This window comes from Paraburkholderia sp. SIMBA_053 (genome assembly GCF_046534895.1).
GTDB classification, from domain to species: domain Bacteria; phylum Pseudomonadota; class Gammaproteobacteria; order Burkholderiales; family Burkholderiaceae; genus Paraburkholderia; species Paraburkholderia caledonica.
Genome location: NZ_JAWRXU010000001.1, coordinates 755545 through 769336, shown reverse-complemented (window position 1 = coordinate 769336; position 13792 = coordinate 755545). Strand labels below are relative to the sequence as shown.

The window sequence follows — 13792 nt, the reverse complement described above, 5'->3', positions numbered from 1 at the left end:
ATTTTGCTTAAAGCACGGGCGGCGGCAATGTGCCCAATAACTGTTCGAACGCCACGCCGATGGCGAGCAGACGCCTGTCACTGCCAAGCGGCCCGTCCAGTTCGAGACCGACCGGCAAACCGTGTGCGCTCATTCCCGCGGGCAAGGACAGTCCGGGAATGCCCGACGTGCTGGCCGGATCGGTATTGCGCAGGAACGCTTCCATCGTATCGATGGGCGGCGCGCCGTCGATGGAGACCGTCGATGAACCGTTGATCTCGTCCATCGGCACCGCAGTGAGCCGTGTGGTGGGAAACAGCAGCGCATCGAGACGTTCGTCGGCGAAAGTAGCGGCGATATAGGCCTGCAGCAATGGCCGCCAGTGATTGAGCGCCGCCTCGTAATGCGCGTCGAGCGAGCCTGCGATCACCGCGTCATAAATTGCACGCACATCGGGGCTCGCGATGCGAGCCGCCAGTTCGCTGACGGTCTGCACCGGCGCCTGGTTGGCGACGAGCCAGGCGTTCACATCGTCGCGCGCTTCGTGAATAGCGATCGGGCCGCCGACCATACTGTTGAGGTCGTTCAGCTCGCTCATCGCCACCGGCACGAAAACAACGCCCGCTGCTTCGAGCCGTTTCAGCGCGGCGCGCGCCACGTCCTCGACCTGCTGCGCGAGACCTTCCCACAGCGGCGCCGGCAAGCCGATGCGCAAGCCGTTCAGCGCGACGGTGGGCAACGCACCCTCGCCGGTAATCACGCCGTCGAGCAGCGCGATATCGGCTACTGTGCGCGCCATCGGTCCGACGGTGTCGCGGGTATGGCTGATCGGCACCACGGCGTCAGGGTCGTGATAGCGCCGCTCGGCACCGCCATTGCCAACCGACGGACGAAATCCCGCGGTGCCGGTCAACGCGGCGGGGATGCGAGTCGAGCCGCCGGTGTCGGTGCCGAGCCCCGCGGGCGCGATGCGTGCAGCGATTGCCACCGCCGTTCCGCCCGACGAGCCTCCGGGAATCAGCGTGGGATCGTACGGATTGCGCACCGGCCGGGCATGCGTCGCGAGATTGGTACTCGTGATGCCGAACGCGAGCTCGTGCATGTTGGCCTTGCCGAGAATGATCGCCCCGGCGTCGATGAGACGTTGCACCGAACGCGCGTTGGTGCTGGGCACAAAAGCTTCCAGAGCGGGCGTGCCTGCTGAGGTCTGCAGTCCCGCGGTATTGATGTTGTCCTTGACGACGATCGGCAGTCCGGCAAGCGGCAGTTGCGCTCTCGCCGACGCGGGCAGCGCGTCGATGCGCCGGCCGGCGGCAAGAGCGCCGTCGAGATCGATCACGGTCAGCGCGTTGAGCGTGCCGAGCGCCGCCGCTCGCGCGAGAAGTGTCGCGACGTAATCTGTTGCCTTGAGCCTGCCCGACTGGATCGCGGCGACTGCGTCGGTTGCACTCAACGCAAGCTGTTCATCGACGGTCCATGTCATGGACGTGCTCCTTGTCATGCAATGTTTGTTCGACGCGAACGGGTGATCAAACGCAACGCGAATCGCGCGAGCGTGGGCACGAGCCGCGGACGCAGCAGCCGCACGTCGTAGCCGCTCATGCGGCGCTCGTTCTCCGCGAGGCAAAGCTCGATCAGTTCGGGCGTTTCGAGCCCTTTGCCGATCACACTGCTGTTCGCGGGCAGGAAGTTCGAGTCGTGCGCGACGCCGTTCGCGTCGATGCCTCTCGCGATCGCCACGCGCTCCCAGATCAGCACGGCCCAGATCGCGGCCACGCGCAACGCGTGCCACGGCCTGCGCCACAGCGGCATGTTATGTCGATGCCACGCGACCCAATTTACGAAAAACAGGATGTGGCGCGCTTCTTCCTGGATCACGGGCTCGAAAGTTTCGACGAGTGCTTCGGGAAAATAGCCGGACTGCTGCGCGGCGCGAAACAGGCCGAACGCAAAGAAACTGTCGATGCACTCGCTGTAGCCCGTGCGCATCCATGCCCATTCGGAATCGCGCGGCGGCGGATAGTGCGGTTCGGGCGCGATCTCGATGCCGTATGCCGCAATCAGTTTTGCAAGCACGCGTTTGTGACGGGCCTCTTCGTCGCCGTCCATCGTGATGGCTTCGCGAAGCAGCGGGTCGCTCAGTCGCTCGGCGTAAGTGTGAACGTTGATCGACGCGCGGCCTTCGGTCTGCACCGCAATGTCCCAGATGGGCAGCGAGCACAGCCGCTCGAGCGCACCGGGCGACAGCGCAGGCCAGTCGATCACGGCGGGTTTGTAGGGATCGTGAGTCTCGAGCAACATGCGGCAGAACATGTGCTTGTGCGCCTCGGAGCCGATCTTCACGCGGGCGGTGCCGGTGAAGGTCCAGTGGCGCAGGCTGTGGTCTTCGGCTACATCTATCAATGAGTCGGACATGGCAAGCGTACAGAGAGCGAACTCGATGTGTCGCCTATTCTGTCACATTGCCCCGGGATACGGCGCCTGCGGTGCACTGCAGGCGCCCGACGATCGTGGCCACTGGGCGGCACTGCGGGTCACTGCGGGGTCACTGCTGATTATCGACCCACATGCGTCCCCAGCGAAACGCGTAGTCGAGTGCGTGTTCTTCGTCGAAGAAATAATCGAGCGCGTCGAAACAATATGCCTGGCTGCGGCTCGCGCTGGCTTTTTCGATGGTCAGGTTGGCGGCGAACAGCCCATTGGGCAAACGTTGCGCGGCCGGTGCAACTTCGTAGCCCTTGTAGCGAATATGTGAATTCATAGTTGTGGCAGTGAAGATGCCCGCTTATGTTGCAAGGAGCCGGTGCATATGACGCCACGCGTTTGCGTGGGCATCAGGCGGCGGATGAGTCGGCGGGCAGGCTCAAGCGTAGGCCGCACTGAAGGGCCCGTGAACCAATCTTTCTTCGCAAGCAAATTAGCGGAGGTCCGCAACGCTTGTCAGAAGACCGGGTAACGGCATGTTTGCCGGGTTCGGACACACTATCCCGCGCGCAACGTTATTAGTCTGTTATGTGGCGCACGGTTCGTACAAGCGCGAGTGCCCCCGGTCCGCGAATGCGGCCGGGGGCGTCGTAGGCGAGGGTATTAAACCGCGTGCAGCAGACGCGCGGGTTGTGCGTGCTGCTGTGAGGTGCCCGATGCATTCGGGCTTGCCGCGCGATGCGCGTTGAAGGCCAGCGCGAATTGCGCGGCCTGCTGGCCGACAGTAGCGAGTTGATCGACCACCTTTGGGTCGGAACAGGTGTCGACACTATCGAACCGCGTTTCGAGCGTGTTGATGCCGGCCCCGAATGGCGTCGGCCAGCCGCGCAACGCGTGCACGATCGAGCGCAGAGACGTCAGCACAGAACCCGCGGCTTGCCAGCCATAGGCGGTCACGATGCAGCCGACCGCGCGGCCGTCCAGATACGGACGCTCGTCGGCGCGTAGTTCCTCCAGCGTGTCGAGCGCGTTCTTGACGAGTCCGGAGACGCCGCCGTGATAGCCCGGCGTCGCGATGATCAGCGCGTCGGCGTGGCGCACGGCTTCGATCAGTTCGAGCTGTTCGTCGGTGCGTTCGCTGTGTTCCGGCGCGTAATGCGGCAGGCTATGCAGGAACGTGCCGCCGAACAGCCGGGTGGTGGCACCCGCCGCCTGAGCGCCGCGCAGCGCAAAGCCGAGCGCTCGCTCGGTCGACGAGGCCGCCCGCGTCGTGCCGCCAATGCCGACAACGAGCGGCCGGCGGTTATGGTCCAAACTGGTCAACGAAATGCTCCTTCTGTAGCGGATCACGGCGCTTTTGCGCGAGTCCGCGCTGAGGCGGGCCCGGCTAAACCGGACTTTGAAGCACCATCTTAATGAGCGCGAGGCCCCGCACGAAGCGACTTTTTGTTCTAACCATATAACCGCGAGGCGTGGGTGTGCGCCTGGGTGGCTCCGCCCGTGTCGATTTGCGCCGATCGCATCTGATTGTCCGCACTTCACCGACCCCGATAAGCATATGGCGAACAATTGGTTGGGGGCGCAAGTGGTGGCCGCTATGATCGAAGCGTCTCCTCCATGACACTCCTTGACATGGGACTCGGCCTCGCCACCTTCGTGGCGGGGCCTTTTTTTGTCCGCCGGTTCGTACGACGCGCAGAAGCCGCGCGTTCACGGTCCAGCCGTTTATCGCGTGCTACGATGGTCCGCGACACGATACCCGGCGAGTTCGAGCAGGCAAATGGCAACCCTCTATGACACCCTCGGCGTGCCCATGCACGCCACCGGCGAAGAAATCAAGCGCGCGTACCGCAAGGCCGCGATGAAGTGGCATCCCGACCGCAACGTGGGCTCCGAGGAAGTTGCGCGCGCCACCTTCCAGGAGATCAGCGACGCCTACGCGATTCTGTCGGACGCGCAGCAACGCAAGGTGTACGACGCGGTCTACGCCGAGCAGATGCGGGAATGGGAGCGACAGCGCTCGCGCCATCAACAGGCACAGGCGGAGCGCGAGGCAGCGGCACGCGCGGCAGAAGAGGCGGCTTACGCCAGAATGGTCGCACTTGCAATGCGTTTCGCCGACGAAGGCCATAACCGCGATGTCGTGTTCGGCGTACTGCTCGGGCGGGAATGCGATCCCGCGCGCGCCGCGCAGATCGCGGATAGCGTGGCGGCGTTGCAGGCTTCGCGGCGCGAGACAACGTTGAACGCAACTGCCACTGAGGCCGCGTCCGGCGAAGCGGGCGCCGACAGGTCATTTGAACCGGCAACGGCGGGCGCTCATAGCGAAGAAACTGCCGATCGCGACGCGCATGCCGCTCGCGCAGCCCACGGCAAACGCGAGGAAGCGGCAGGGGAGACACATCCGGCCGGAGGCTTGGGCGGGCTGTGGTTTCAGTTCCTCAATGGGCTGAAGTTCTGATTATCTGGCTTCGCACGCCCTCTTCAGGGCGTTTCCAGGGGCAAATTCCCGTAGCGCGCGGATTAAAGACATCGTACTGTCACGGGGGCGCAAGACTCAGCGGGCACAATCGCACATAGAAGATACAAAAAACAGAGTACGGGGTAAGCGTGACCAGGAAATATAAAGTGCTGTTTCTCTGTCGTGAGAATTCAGCACGCAGCATCATGGCGGAAGCTTTGCTTCGGGAACTGGCTGGGCACCGGTTCGAGGCATTCAGCGCAGGGCCCGAGCCGGCCTTGCGGGTTCATCCATTGACGGTCGCGCAATTGCGGCCCGGCGTGTCGGATCTCGGCGTGCTATGCCCGAAAAGCTGGCTTGAATTCACAGGCGAATGGGCGCCCCGCATGGACCTCGTGGTCGCGCTCGACGCGAGCGTTGCGGCTCCACATGCGCCCGCCTTTCCGGGAGACCCCGAACTCGCTGCCTGGCATTTTGCCAATCCGCTCGCCGACGGTATATCCGAGTCAGAGCGCGTTCGCCTGTTTCAAAAGGTGTTCTGGCAAATCGTGCGTCAGTTAAGCGCCTTTATTGAAGCGCCGCAAGATGCGCTGCTGTCGCGAGCGATGTCGGCCCGCGGTGCACGCACTCGTGCTCCTGCCAGTTTGCCCAACCTGTAACGTATAGCGATAGCGCGGCGCCGGCCACTCAGTGCTCGTTCGAGCGCGCGAGCGGACTGCCTGCAAATGGATCGTTCTTCCAGTCGACGCGCTTTTTCGGCTGCGGCGCGGGTGCGGGCGGAGCCGATAATTCAAAATGGTCGATTGATTGGCCTGCGCTGATTGCCTGCTTGAGCCATTGGGGCATTTCCCCCTGGCCGTCCCAGCTGTCTCCTGTCGCGCTGCGGTAGCGTGCATTCTTTTGCACGGCAGGTTCGGATGCTAGCAGGGCGGCAAGGTCTTCCGGTTTGATGCCAAACTCTTCCATGCGATGGCGGAGATACGCAATCATGCTATCTCGCTTCCTTTCGTCCATAAGATATTAGTCCTTCTAAAGCGTCCAGCGTTCTGTCAAATGCAGATTGCGAGGAAAACCCGCGAGAGCTTCGAGTCCAATTAAATGGCGCCGGTCCGCGGTGAGGTTATTGATCGAAATTGGAAACAACGATGATGACGATGCACTGATTTGGGCGGCTGGTCTCGCGTCCACGCACTGTCTTACGACGGCGTTCCGCGCGCGGCCCTTTCTTGTGGTTATGACAGCATCATAACGCACTGCGCGCGCAATGCACGCACCGTTTTAACTGATTTTGTCGCATTTGAACGCTCATGCGAAGGTTGTTCGCTCCGCCCCCAGTATTGTTCACCGTTTCCGTGCGCCAATTTGAATTCCGTGGCGGCCGAACTATAAAAGAATAGCGGAGAGAACAATCCGTGTTTTCCAGCCTGAGGCGCCTGATCCCGCATCGTACTAGCGTATCCGGCGCCGGCCAGGGCGCGGGCGACTCGTTGCTGGTTGCATTCGACGGGTCGACGCAGCGGGCCCGCGTCGCTATTGGCACTTGCGTCGGCCTCCATCGGCCAGAAAGTTTTTTACGCAGATCGATTATTGGGGAGGGGCGATACTGCTGCGCCGGATTCAAGGAGTCTGGACCATGAAACTTCGTTTATTGATGGCGGTGGTGAGCGCCGTTCTTTTCCTCGCGCCGCGAGCCGCAATCGCCGACGACGCGCCAACTCAGCCGGGTGCCGGCACAACGTCCGGCCACAGGCTGATGCAGCACGCGAACGAATCGGCACAGGCAACGACCGACATGTCGTTGATAGAACCCGCGGGAACGGCTTCTCAGTCCGTTCAGAATGTCTCTTATGGCGGGACGGCGGCAGGGCGCTCAGAATCGGGAACCCGGCAAAATATGCCCTGTTCGGGCGGCCCGCAATGCAGGATTTACTTCGGGCGGTAAGCCGCGCAATACGTCGAGGTGGCGCGCTCCGAGCTGGCGCACCGCCTCGCGTTTCCGTTCATGCCAGCGCGGGTTGCGCGCTTGTGTCTTCGGAGCTTTCGACGATGCGGCTCACCATCGCCTCGACTCCCGGTCCTTGCATCGCGGCGCGCTCGCCGAAGCGGCGAAACTCGTCGAGCAGCGAACGCCACGACGCATGCCAGCGCGTTTCCTTGATACATGTACCCGACGGATCGGCGATCCGCAATATGCCGCTGTCGGGATAAAAGGTCAGGGTGACCGGCATGCCGTCGATGACGCAGGTCGCGGTGCAGGGGCGGGTGCTAACCATGTTCAAATTCCTTTGAGTGAGCGATGAGTGCGCTAGATGCTGTCCGCGCATTCAGCAAGCGTCATGCCCAACGCTGCCGTGCGTCGCCGTCGCAGGAAAGGTGAGCGCACAACGACGCTCGATTCGCTCGAATAACCCCACCCGCAACTGCAATTTTTCGCAGGGCTCAGCGAGCGATTTAATACGATGTTAAGGTGTGTTCCGTCCAGCATGCACCCACCACTTCGTCGATCGAAATTCAGAGCAGGCCAATATGGCCTGCTTTTTTACTCGTGCCGTACAGCCCGCGAGTCGATCTTCGAAGGTGATTAGCAATGTGCAGTTGCTCTAATCCCATTCGTTGTTAATAACTCGCAAACAATACTATGTTAAGAGAAGATAATCTGCCGGCGAGCGCCGTCGCGCCCGGCGATGCGCCATCGTCGTCGCTACGCTCGTGGCTCGCAGTCGTGGCCGTTGCGATCGGCGCCTTCGCGTTCGTCACCACAGAGTTTTTGCCGGTCGGCCTGTTGCCGCGCATCGCCGCGGATCTCGGCGTGTCTGCTGGTACGGCCGGTTTAATGGTCACTGTGCCCGGCGTTATCGCCGCGATCTCGGCGCCCGGCTTGATGCTGGTCGCCGGTCGAATGGATCGGCGGCTCGTGTTTCTGTTACTCACGGCCTTATTGCTTGCGTCGAATCTGATTTCCGCATTTGCGCCGAACTTCGGTTTGATGCTGGTGGGCCGCGCATTGCTCGGCGCCGCGCTGGGCGGTTTCTGGACACTCGCAACTGCGGCGTCCGGGCGCCTCGTGCAGCCGAAAGACTCGGCCCGCGCAATGGCCACCATTCTCACCGGCGTGACCTGTGCGACGGTGATCGGCGTGCCGCTCGGAACCTTCATTGCGAGTTTCGCGTCGTGGCGTGCGTCGTTTATGGCAACGGGCGGTCTCGTCGCGGCTGCGCTCATCGCGCAGTTCCTGTTCGTGCCGTCGTTGCCGTCGAGCGTCGCATTGCGGCTGAACGATCTGGTTTCGCTGCTGCGCAGGCCCTATCCGCGCCGGAGCATGTTGATGGTCGGGCTTGTGTTCGGCGCGCATTTCTCGTCGTACACGTACATCACGCCGTTCCTGCTGCGCAATGCAAATCTCTCGATGGCGACTGTCACCTGGTTGTTGCTTGGCTTCGGCATCATCGGGTTCTTCTCGAACTTTGCGGTTTCGTCCACGGTCACGCGCAGCCTGAAAATCTCGCTCGGCGCAATGATCTCGCTGCTGATGTTCGCGCTCATTCTGCTGCCCATGTTGCAGCATTCGTCGATCGGTGTCGTCGCGCTCGTGCTCGCGTGGGGCGTTTCTTTTGGCGCGTTGCCGCTGTGCTTCAGCATCTGGATTCAGCAAGCCACGCCCGATTCACCGGAAGCCGGCTCCGCGCTTTTTGTGAGCATCATTCAGGTGGCGATCGCGGTGGGCTCGCTAGTCGGCGGTATCGTGGTCGATCAGGTCGGCATTTCCACCGACTTTCTGTTCGGTAGCGGCCTCGCGTTGCTCGGCCTGGCGGCGCTCGTGAGCTTCGGCCGAAGCGGCGCGGGCAAACTCGCGCCGAAAGCGGTAGCTTGCGCCGAGTGCAGTGCGGCGTGTGGAGACTAGTCACGCAATCAGGTCTGCGGGCGTCGATGTGGTATTGATTTTCAAGCGCGCGCCCGCAATTTCGTTTGCTGACTATCTATACATTTGACACGCCCGGCGAGTGCTGATGAACGAAGCACTCGCCGTAAGCCTGGCGAAAGCCGGACGCCACCCACGCAAAAGACAAGCGGATGAAACACACGGAATCGACACGACCCTCTGCCACGCGCGCGGAACTGCTGTGCTTTCTCGTAGCGATCGCAGCGGCCTCCTATGCACTCAGTGCGGACTGGCGTGTGGATCACGTCGTCCAGTGCTGCCGCCAGTGGCTCGCGAAAAACAACATGAGCATGGACTGGCTCGAACGCGTGAACATCGGGCAACTCGCTTTGAAGATCGCGAGCCGGGATCTGAAGGACGCGGGCGTTGCCGTGCGACTGTCGAATGTACAGGCGCTCTTCACTAGCGAAATGGAGCTGAACGAAGCAAGCACGATGGTTCAGCGAATGATGGCGCTTTGCCAGGAAGCGCTTTGATGTGGCCTTATTGATGTACGGCCGCGACGGCGCTCGCGGCCAGACCACGCAGTTGCCGTAACCTTCCCCCAGTCCTTTCCCAAAGTCCTGTCGCATTGGCGCCTTGTGCGCCGCCACGCCCCGATCCGCTTTTGTTATCGACCTTTCCAATTCTCGGATTGTTGAGGCATCGCGTCGCTCGTATATTGGCGTGAAACGCAACACGGACGCTAACGGCTACAACAACTTGGGCGCACGTGAACCGTGCGACAGGAGACACAAATGAATCGAATCGATCTGGACGGACGCGTTGTCGCCATTACTGGTGGCGCTCGCGGCATCGGCTACGCGGTGGCGCAACGGGCGCTGCAATCGGGCGCGTCGGTTGCACTATGGGACGTCGACGCCGAACGTCTCGCGCGGAGTCAGCGCGAACTCAGCGAATTCGGCAAGGTGACGGCAGTGACCGTCGAGCTCACACAGGAATCGGCTGTGGCGCAAGCTGTCGAACGGACCGTCGCCGATCACGGCGCGATCGACGTACTCGTCAACTGCGCGGGCATTACTGGCGGCAACGGCACCACGTGGGAACTTGAGCCGGACGTCTGGCGCCGCGTGATCGACGTAAATCTGATCGGCCCGTACCTCACGTGCCGCGCGGTCGTTCCGCAGATGCTGAAGCAGGGCTATGGACGCATCGTTAACATCGCGTCGGTGGCGGGCAAAGAGGGCAACCCGAACGCCTCGCATTACAGCGCGTCGAAGGCGGGGCTGATCGGTCTAACAAAATCGCTCGGCAAAGAGCTTGCGACGAAGAACATTCTCGTCAACGCGGTCACGCCCGCTGCGGCCAAGACCGAGATTTTCGATTCGATGTCGCAGCAGCACATCGACTACATGCTCTCGAAGATTCCGATGAACCGTTTTCTGTTGCCCGAGGAAGCGGCGTCGCTGATTCTGTGGCTCGCATCCGAAGACTGCGCGTTCAGCACCGGTTCGGTATTCGACCTTTCGGGCGGACGCGCCACTTACTGAGCATTCGCGCGGGCGTCGCGCGGATATACGGCGCCCCGAAAAATACGAGCCGCAAGCAGCACGATATACAAGAACCGCGCAGCCGCCAACGCGAGTTGCCCGAAGGAGACGACATGGACCCGCATGCGAGCGCTTCACTGGAGGCGATCAACAGCAAGGTAATGCGCCGGCTGTTGCCCTTCCTGCTGCTGATGTACGTGCTGGCGTTTCTCGACCGCGCGAACATCGGCTTTGCGCAAAAAGCGCTGCAACACGACACGGGGCTCTCGAATGCGGCGTTCGCATTCGGCGCGGGCGTGTTCTTTGTTGGCTATGCATTGTTCGAAGTGCCAAGTAATCTGCTGCTGCATCGTGTCGGCGCGCGTGCCTGGATGTGCCGCATCATGGTGACATGGGGACTCGTATCGGCAGCAATGTGTCTCGCTCATACCGCCACCACGTTCTACACGCTGCGCTTCTTGCTGGGCGTTGCCGAAGCAGGCTTTTTCCCCGGCGTGATCTATTACCTGACGCACTGGTTTCCGCAGCGCGCGCGTGCCCGGGCCGTCGGCATGTTTTATTTCGGCGCACCGTTGGCGTTCATTTTCGGCAGTCCATTGTCGGGCTTGCTGCTCGAACTGAATGGCGCGCTGGGTCTCGCGGGCTGGCAGTGGCTTTTTCTCGTCGAAGGCATTCTGGCAACGCTCGTCGGCGTCTGGGCGTTCTGGTATCTCGACAATCGTCCGGAAAACGCCCGCTGGCTTAACGAGCAGGAGCGCACAAGCCTGCGCTCGGCTCTCGACGAAGACGCGCGTGCGGCGTCCGCGCATGGGCCGCATCGCCTTCTCGCCGCGCTAGTGGATCGTCGCGTGCTGCTGCTCTCGCTGATCTATCTGCTGATTCAAATGAGCGTGTACGGCGTGATCTTTTATCTGCCGCAACAAGTCGCAGCTCTGCTCGGCACGACAGTGGGATTTCATGTCGGCCTCGTCGCGGCATTGCCCTGGCTCTGCGCGCTCGTGGTGACCTGGTATGTGCCGCGCCGCGCGGATCGCACGGGCGGACACCGTCTGTGGGCGTCGGCATTGCTTGTCGTCGCGGGCCTTGGCATCGGCGTGTCGGGTCTCGCTCATGACCCCGCGATCGGGCTTGTTGCGTTGTGTTGCGCGGCGAGCGGCTTCATCGCGGCTCAACCGCTTTTCTGGACCTTCCCGACACGCCTGCTAACCGGTGCGGCCGCCGCGGGCGGCATCGCGCTGATCAACTCGCTCGGCAGCCTTGGCGGCTTTATTGCGCCCAGCTTGCGCACCGTTGCGGAACACGCGTTTTCCTCGACATCTGCGGGACTGGTCGTGCTGGGCGCGTCGAGTCTCATCGCCGCGCTGCTGATCGGCACGCTGCTGCGTGGTCACGCACAGGCACCCGGCAAAACCCACGATTTGCTGCACCGCGCCCGCTAAGGGCACATTTCCGGCGACACGTTCGACGCCTATCACGGAGCCCCTCTCTCATGGCCATGCCTACTATCCGGCACGTGCGTGCCTTCATCGTCCGCGGCGGCGGCGCGGACTATCACGATCAGCCCGGCGGACACTGGATCGACGATCACATCTCCACGCCGATGGCGCGCTATCCCGAGTATCGCCAGAGCCGCCAGTCGTTTGGCATCAATGTGCTGGGCACGCTTGTGGTCGAAATAGAAGCAAGCGACGGCACGGTCGGCTTCGCGGTGACGACGGGCGGCGAAATCGGCGCGTTCATCGTCGAGAAACACCTCGCGCGTTTTCTTGAAGGTCAGCTCGTGACCGACATCGAGAAGATGTGGGATCAAATGTACTACGCGACGCTTTACTACGGGCGCAAAGGCGTGGTTCTCAATACGATCTCCGGCGTCGATCTCGCCTTGTGGGATCTGCTCGCAAAGGTGCGTAAGGAGCCTGTGTATCAGCTATTGGGCGGTCCCGTGCGCGACGAACTCATGTTCTATGCGACCGGCGCACGTCCCGACCTTGCGAAGGAGATGGGTTTCATCGGCGGAAAACTGCCGTTGCAGCATAGCCCGGCAGAAGGGGAAGCCGGGCTCAAACTCAACCTCGAAAAGCTCGCGGACATGCGCAGCCGCGTGGGCGACGACTTCTGGCTGATGTACGACTGCTGGATGAGTCTCGACGTGCCGTACGCAACGCGCCTCGCGCACGCCGCGCACGAGTACGGGCTCAAATGGATCGAAGAGTGCCTGTCGCCCGACGACTACTGGGGTTACGCCGAACTGCGCCGCAACGTGCCGCGCGGCATGATGGTGTCCACGGGCGAACACGAGGCGACGCGCTGGGGCTTTCGCATGCTGCTTGAAATGCAATGCTGCGATCTGATCCAGCCGGACGTGGGCTGGTGCGGCGGCATCACCGAACTGATCAAGATATCGGCACTTGCGGATGCTCATAACGTGATGGTGGTGCCGCATGGTTCGTCCGTGTATAGCTACCATTTTGTCGTCACGCGTCATAACTCGCCTTTCTCCGAGTTCCTGATGATGGCGCCCAAGGCCGACGAAGTGGTGCCCATGTTCACGCCGCTTCTGCTCGACGAACCGGTGCCCGTGAATGGACGAATGAAGGTGCCGGACACACCGGGCTTCGGCGTGAGGCTCAATCCGGAATGTGCGCTGGTGCGGCCTTATCCGCGTTGATGGGCCGCAGTCAGGATCACCCAGCATAGGAGAGTGACGTGCTTCTCAAGGACAAGGTCGTGATCGTCACCGGCGGCTCACGCGGCATTGGCCGCGCGATAGCCGTTGCGTGCGCAACGGAAGGCGCGGATGTGGCGATCAACTACTGGGGCGATAACGACGCGTCGTACGGACGCCGTTCCGCGGTCGCCGAAGTGGTCGAGCAGATCGAAGCGCTCGGGCGGCGCGTGATCGCAGTGGAAGGCAACGTTGCCGCGCGCGAAACGGGCCAGCTACTCGTGCGCCAGACCGTCGAAGCGTTCGGCAAGGTCGACGTGCTCGCGAGCAACGCGGGCATTTGTCCGTTCCATGCGTTTCTCGACATGCCGGCGGAGGTGCTGGAGTCGACAGTCGCGGTCAATCTGAACGGCGCGTTCTACGTCACGCAGGCGGCCGCGCAGCAAATGAAAGCGCAAGGCACCGGCGGGGCGATTGTGGCGACCAGTTCGATCAGCGCGCTAGTGGGCGGCGGCATGCAGACGCATTACACGCCGACCAAGGCAGGCGTTCATTCGCTGATGCAGTCATGCGCGGTTGCGTTAGGACCGTACGGCATCCGCTGCAATTCAGTTATGCCCGGCACGATCGCAACAGATCTGAACGCCGAAGATCTCGCCGACGAAGCGAAGAAGGCCTATTTCGAAAAGCGCATTCCGCTGGGCCGACTGGGCCGTCCCGAAGACGTGGCCGAATGCGTGGTGTTCCTCGCGTCCGACCGCGCGCGTTATGTGACGGGCGCGTCGTTACTGGTGGACGGCGGCCTGTTCGTCAATCTGCAATGACGCGCGATG

The 13792-nt window shown here is 62.2% G+C and carries 15 protein-coding genes; 9 read left to right on the top strand and 6 right to left on the bottom strand.

Annotated elements, in window-relative coordinates; translation table 11 throughout:
* Positions 1-7: 7 nt before the first annotated feature.
* The 4 genes from iaaH to SB753_RS03520 form a co-directional block, all read right to left on the bottom strand.
* Positions 8-1462: an indoleacetamide hydrolase gene (iaaH, locus tag SB753_RS03535; RefSeq protein WP_410798977.1), complete on the bottom strand. Its 1455-nt coding sequence runs from the start codon at positions 1460-1462 to the stop codon at positions 8-10.
* Between the two features lie 14 nt (positions 1463-1476).
* Complete coding sequence (locus SB753_RS03530) at positions 1477-2394, bottom strand: ferritin-like domain-containing protein (RefSeq protein ID WP_410798976.1); 918 nt, start codon at positions 2392-2394, stop codon at positions 1477-1479.
* Between the two features lie 130 nt (positions 2395-2524).
* Positions 2525-2740, bottom strand: coding sequence for a hypothetical protein (locus tag SB753_RS03525; RefSeq protein ID WP_020066265.1), 216 nt, complete (start codon positions 2738-2740; stop codon positions 2525-2527).
* 326 nt (positions 2741-3066) lie between these two features.
* The gene (locus SB753_RS03520) at positions 3067-3726 is read right to left on the bottom strand and encodes an NADPH-dependent FMN reductase (protein ID WP_410798974.1); all 660 of its coding nucleotides are present in this window, start codon (positions 3724-3726) and stop codon (positions 3067-3069) included.
* 457 nt (positions 3727-4183) lie between these two features.
* Between SB753_RS03520 and SB753_RS03515 the strand changes: the two genes are divergently transcribed.
* The gene (locus tag SB753_RS03515) at positions 4184-4864 is read left to right on the top strand and encodes a J domain-containing protein (protein WP_410798973.1); all 681 of its coding nucleotides are present in this window, start codon (positions 4184-4186) and stop codon (positions 4862-4864) included.
* A 206-nt stretch (positions 4865-5070) separates the two neighbouring features.
* Positions 5071-5523, top strand: a complete 453-nt coding sequence (locus SB753_RS03510; protein ID WP_288827385.1) for a low molecular weight phosphatase family protein — start codon at positions 5071-5073, stop codon at positions 5521-5523.
* A gap of 28 nt (positions 5524-5551) precedes the next feature.
* On the opposite strand, the gene SB753_RS03505 is transcribed toward SB753_RS03510, so the two are convergent.
* A complete protein-coding gene (locus SB753_RS03505) occupies positions 5552-5878 on the bottom strand; it encodes an H-NS family nucleoid-associated regulatory protein (protein ID WP_410798971.1) in 327 nt (108 codons plus the stop codon).
* A gap of 619 nt (positions 5879-6497) precedes the next feature.
* Here SB753_RS03505 and SB753_RS03500 point away from each other — a divergent pair.
* The gene (locus tag SB753_RS03500) at positions 6498-6806 is read left to right on the top strand and encodes a hypothetical protein (protein WP_087753328.1); all 309 of its coding nucleotides are present in this window, start codon (positions 6498-6500) and stop codon (positions 6804-6806) included.
* 58 nt (positions 6807-6864) lie between these two features.
* On the opposite strand, the gene SB753_RS03495 is transcribed toward SB753_RS03500, so the two are convergent.
* The gene (locus SB753_RS03495; RefSeq protein WP_087753327.1) at positions 6865-7137 is read right to left on the bottom strand and encodes a hypothetical protein; all 273 of its coding nucleotides are present in this window, start codon (positions 7135-7137) and stop codon (positions 6865-6867) included.
* 365 nt (positions 7138-7502) lie between these two features.
* On the opposite strand from SB753_RS03495, the gene SB753_RS03490 reads away from it, so the two are divergent.
* The 6 genes from SB753_RS03490 (at position 7503) to SB753_RS03465 (ending at position 13783) form a co-directional block, all read left to right on the top strand.
* The gene (locus SB753_RS03490; protein ID WP_408493116.1) at positions 7503-8765 is read left to right on the top strand and encodes an MFS transporter; all 1263 of its coding nucleotides are present in this window, start codon (positions 7503-7505) and stop codon (positions 8763-8765) included.
* Between the two features lie 170 nt (positions 8766-8935).
* A complete protein-coding gene (locus SB753_RS03485) occupies positions 8936-9280 on the top strand; it encodes a hypothetical protein (protein WP_020066256.1) in 345 nt (114 codons plus the stop codon).
* 261 nt (positions 9281-9541) lie between these two features.
* On the top strand, positions 9542-10294 hold the full coding sequence (locus SB753_RS03480) for an SDR family NAD(P)-dependent oxidoreductase (RefSeq protein ID WP_020066255.1): 753 nt from the start codon (positions 9542-9544) through the stop codon (positions 10292-10294).
* A 113-nt stretch (positions 10295-10407) separates the two neighbouring features.
* Positions 10408-11733: an MFS transporter gene (locus tag SB753_RS03475; protein WP_410798969.1), complete on the top strand. Its 1326-nt coding sequence runs from the start codon at positions 10408-10410 to the stop codon at positions 11731-11733.
* A 50-nt stretch (positions 11734-11783) separates the two neighbouring features.
* Positions 11784-12962, top strand: a complete 1179-nt coding sequence (gene rhmD / locus SB753_RS03470; protein ID WP_020066252.1) for an L-rhamnonate dehydratase — start codon at positions 11784-11786, stop codon at positions 12960-12962.
* A gap of 38 nt (positions 12963-13000) precedes the next feature.
* On the top strand, positions 13001-13783 hold the full coding sequence (locus SB753_RS03465) for an SDR family NAD(P)-dependent oxidoreductase (RefSeq protein ID WP_087753323.1): 783 nt from the start codon (positions 13001-13003) through the stop codon (positions 13781-13783).
* Positions 13784-13792 lie beyond the last annotated feature (9 nt).

What these genes read in the sequence shown, in the direction of transcription:
- iaaH (WP_410798977.1), bottom strand. Translation starts at nt 1,462, where the DNA reads ATGACATGGACCGTCGATGAACAGCTTGCGTTGAGTGCAACCGACGCA.
- SB753_RS03530 (WP_410798976.1), bottom strand. Translation starts at nt 2,394, where the DNA reads ATGTCCGACTCATTGATAGATGTAGCCGAAGACCACAGCCTGCGCCAC.
- SB753_RS03525 (WP_020066265.1), bottom strand. Translation starts at nt 2,740, where the DNA reads ATGAATTCACATATTCGCTACAAGGGCTACGAAGTTGCACCGGCCGCG.
- SB753_RS03515 (WP_410798973.1), top strand. Translation starts at nt 4,184, where the DNA reads ATGGCAACCCTCTATGACACCCTCGGCGTGCCCATGCACGCCACCGGC.
- SB753_RS03510 (WP_288827385.1), top strand. Translation starts at nt 5,071, where the DNA reads ATGGCGGAAGCTTTGCTTCGGGAACTGGCTGGGCACCGGTTCGAGGCA.
- SB753_RS03505 (WP_410798971.1), bottom strand. Translation starts at nt 5,878, where the DNA reads ATGGACGAAAGGAAGCGAGATAGCATGATTGCGTATCTCCGCCATCGC.
- SB753_RS03500 (WP_087753328.1), top strand. Translation starts at nt 6,498, where the DNA reads ATGAAACTTCGTTTATTGATGGCGGTGGTGAGCGCCGTTCTTTTCCTC.
- SB753_RS03495 (WP_087753327.1), bottom strand. Translation starts at nt 7,137, where the DNA reads ATGGTTAGCACCCGCCCCTGCACCGCGACCTGCGTCATCGACGGCATG.
- SB753_RS03490 (WP_408493116.1), top strand. Translation starts at nt 7,503, where the DNA reads ATGTTAAGAGAAGATAATCTGCCGGCGAGCGCCGTCGCGCCCGGCGAT.
- SB753_RS03485 (WP_020066256.1), top strand. Translation starts at nt 8,936, where the DNA reads ATGAAACACACGGAATCGACACGACCCTCTGCCACGCGCGCGGAACTG.
- SB753_RS03480 (WP_020066255.1), top strand. Translation starts at nt 9,542, where the DNA reads ATGAATCGAATCGATCTGGACGGACGCGTTGTCGCCATTACTGGTGGC.
- SB753_RS03475 (WP_410798969.1), top strand. Translation starts at nt 10,408, where the DNA reads ATGGACCCGCATGCGAGCGCTTCACTGGAGGCGATCAACAGCAAGGTA.
- rhmD (WP_020066252.1), top strand. Translation starts at nt 11,784, where the DNA reads ATGGCCATGCCTACTATCCGGCACGTGCGTGCCTTCATCGTCCGCGGC.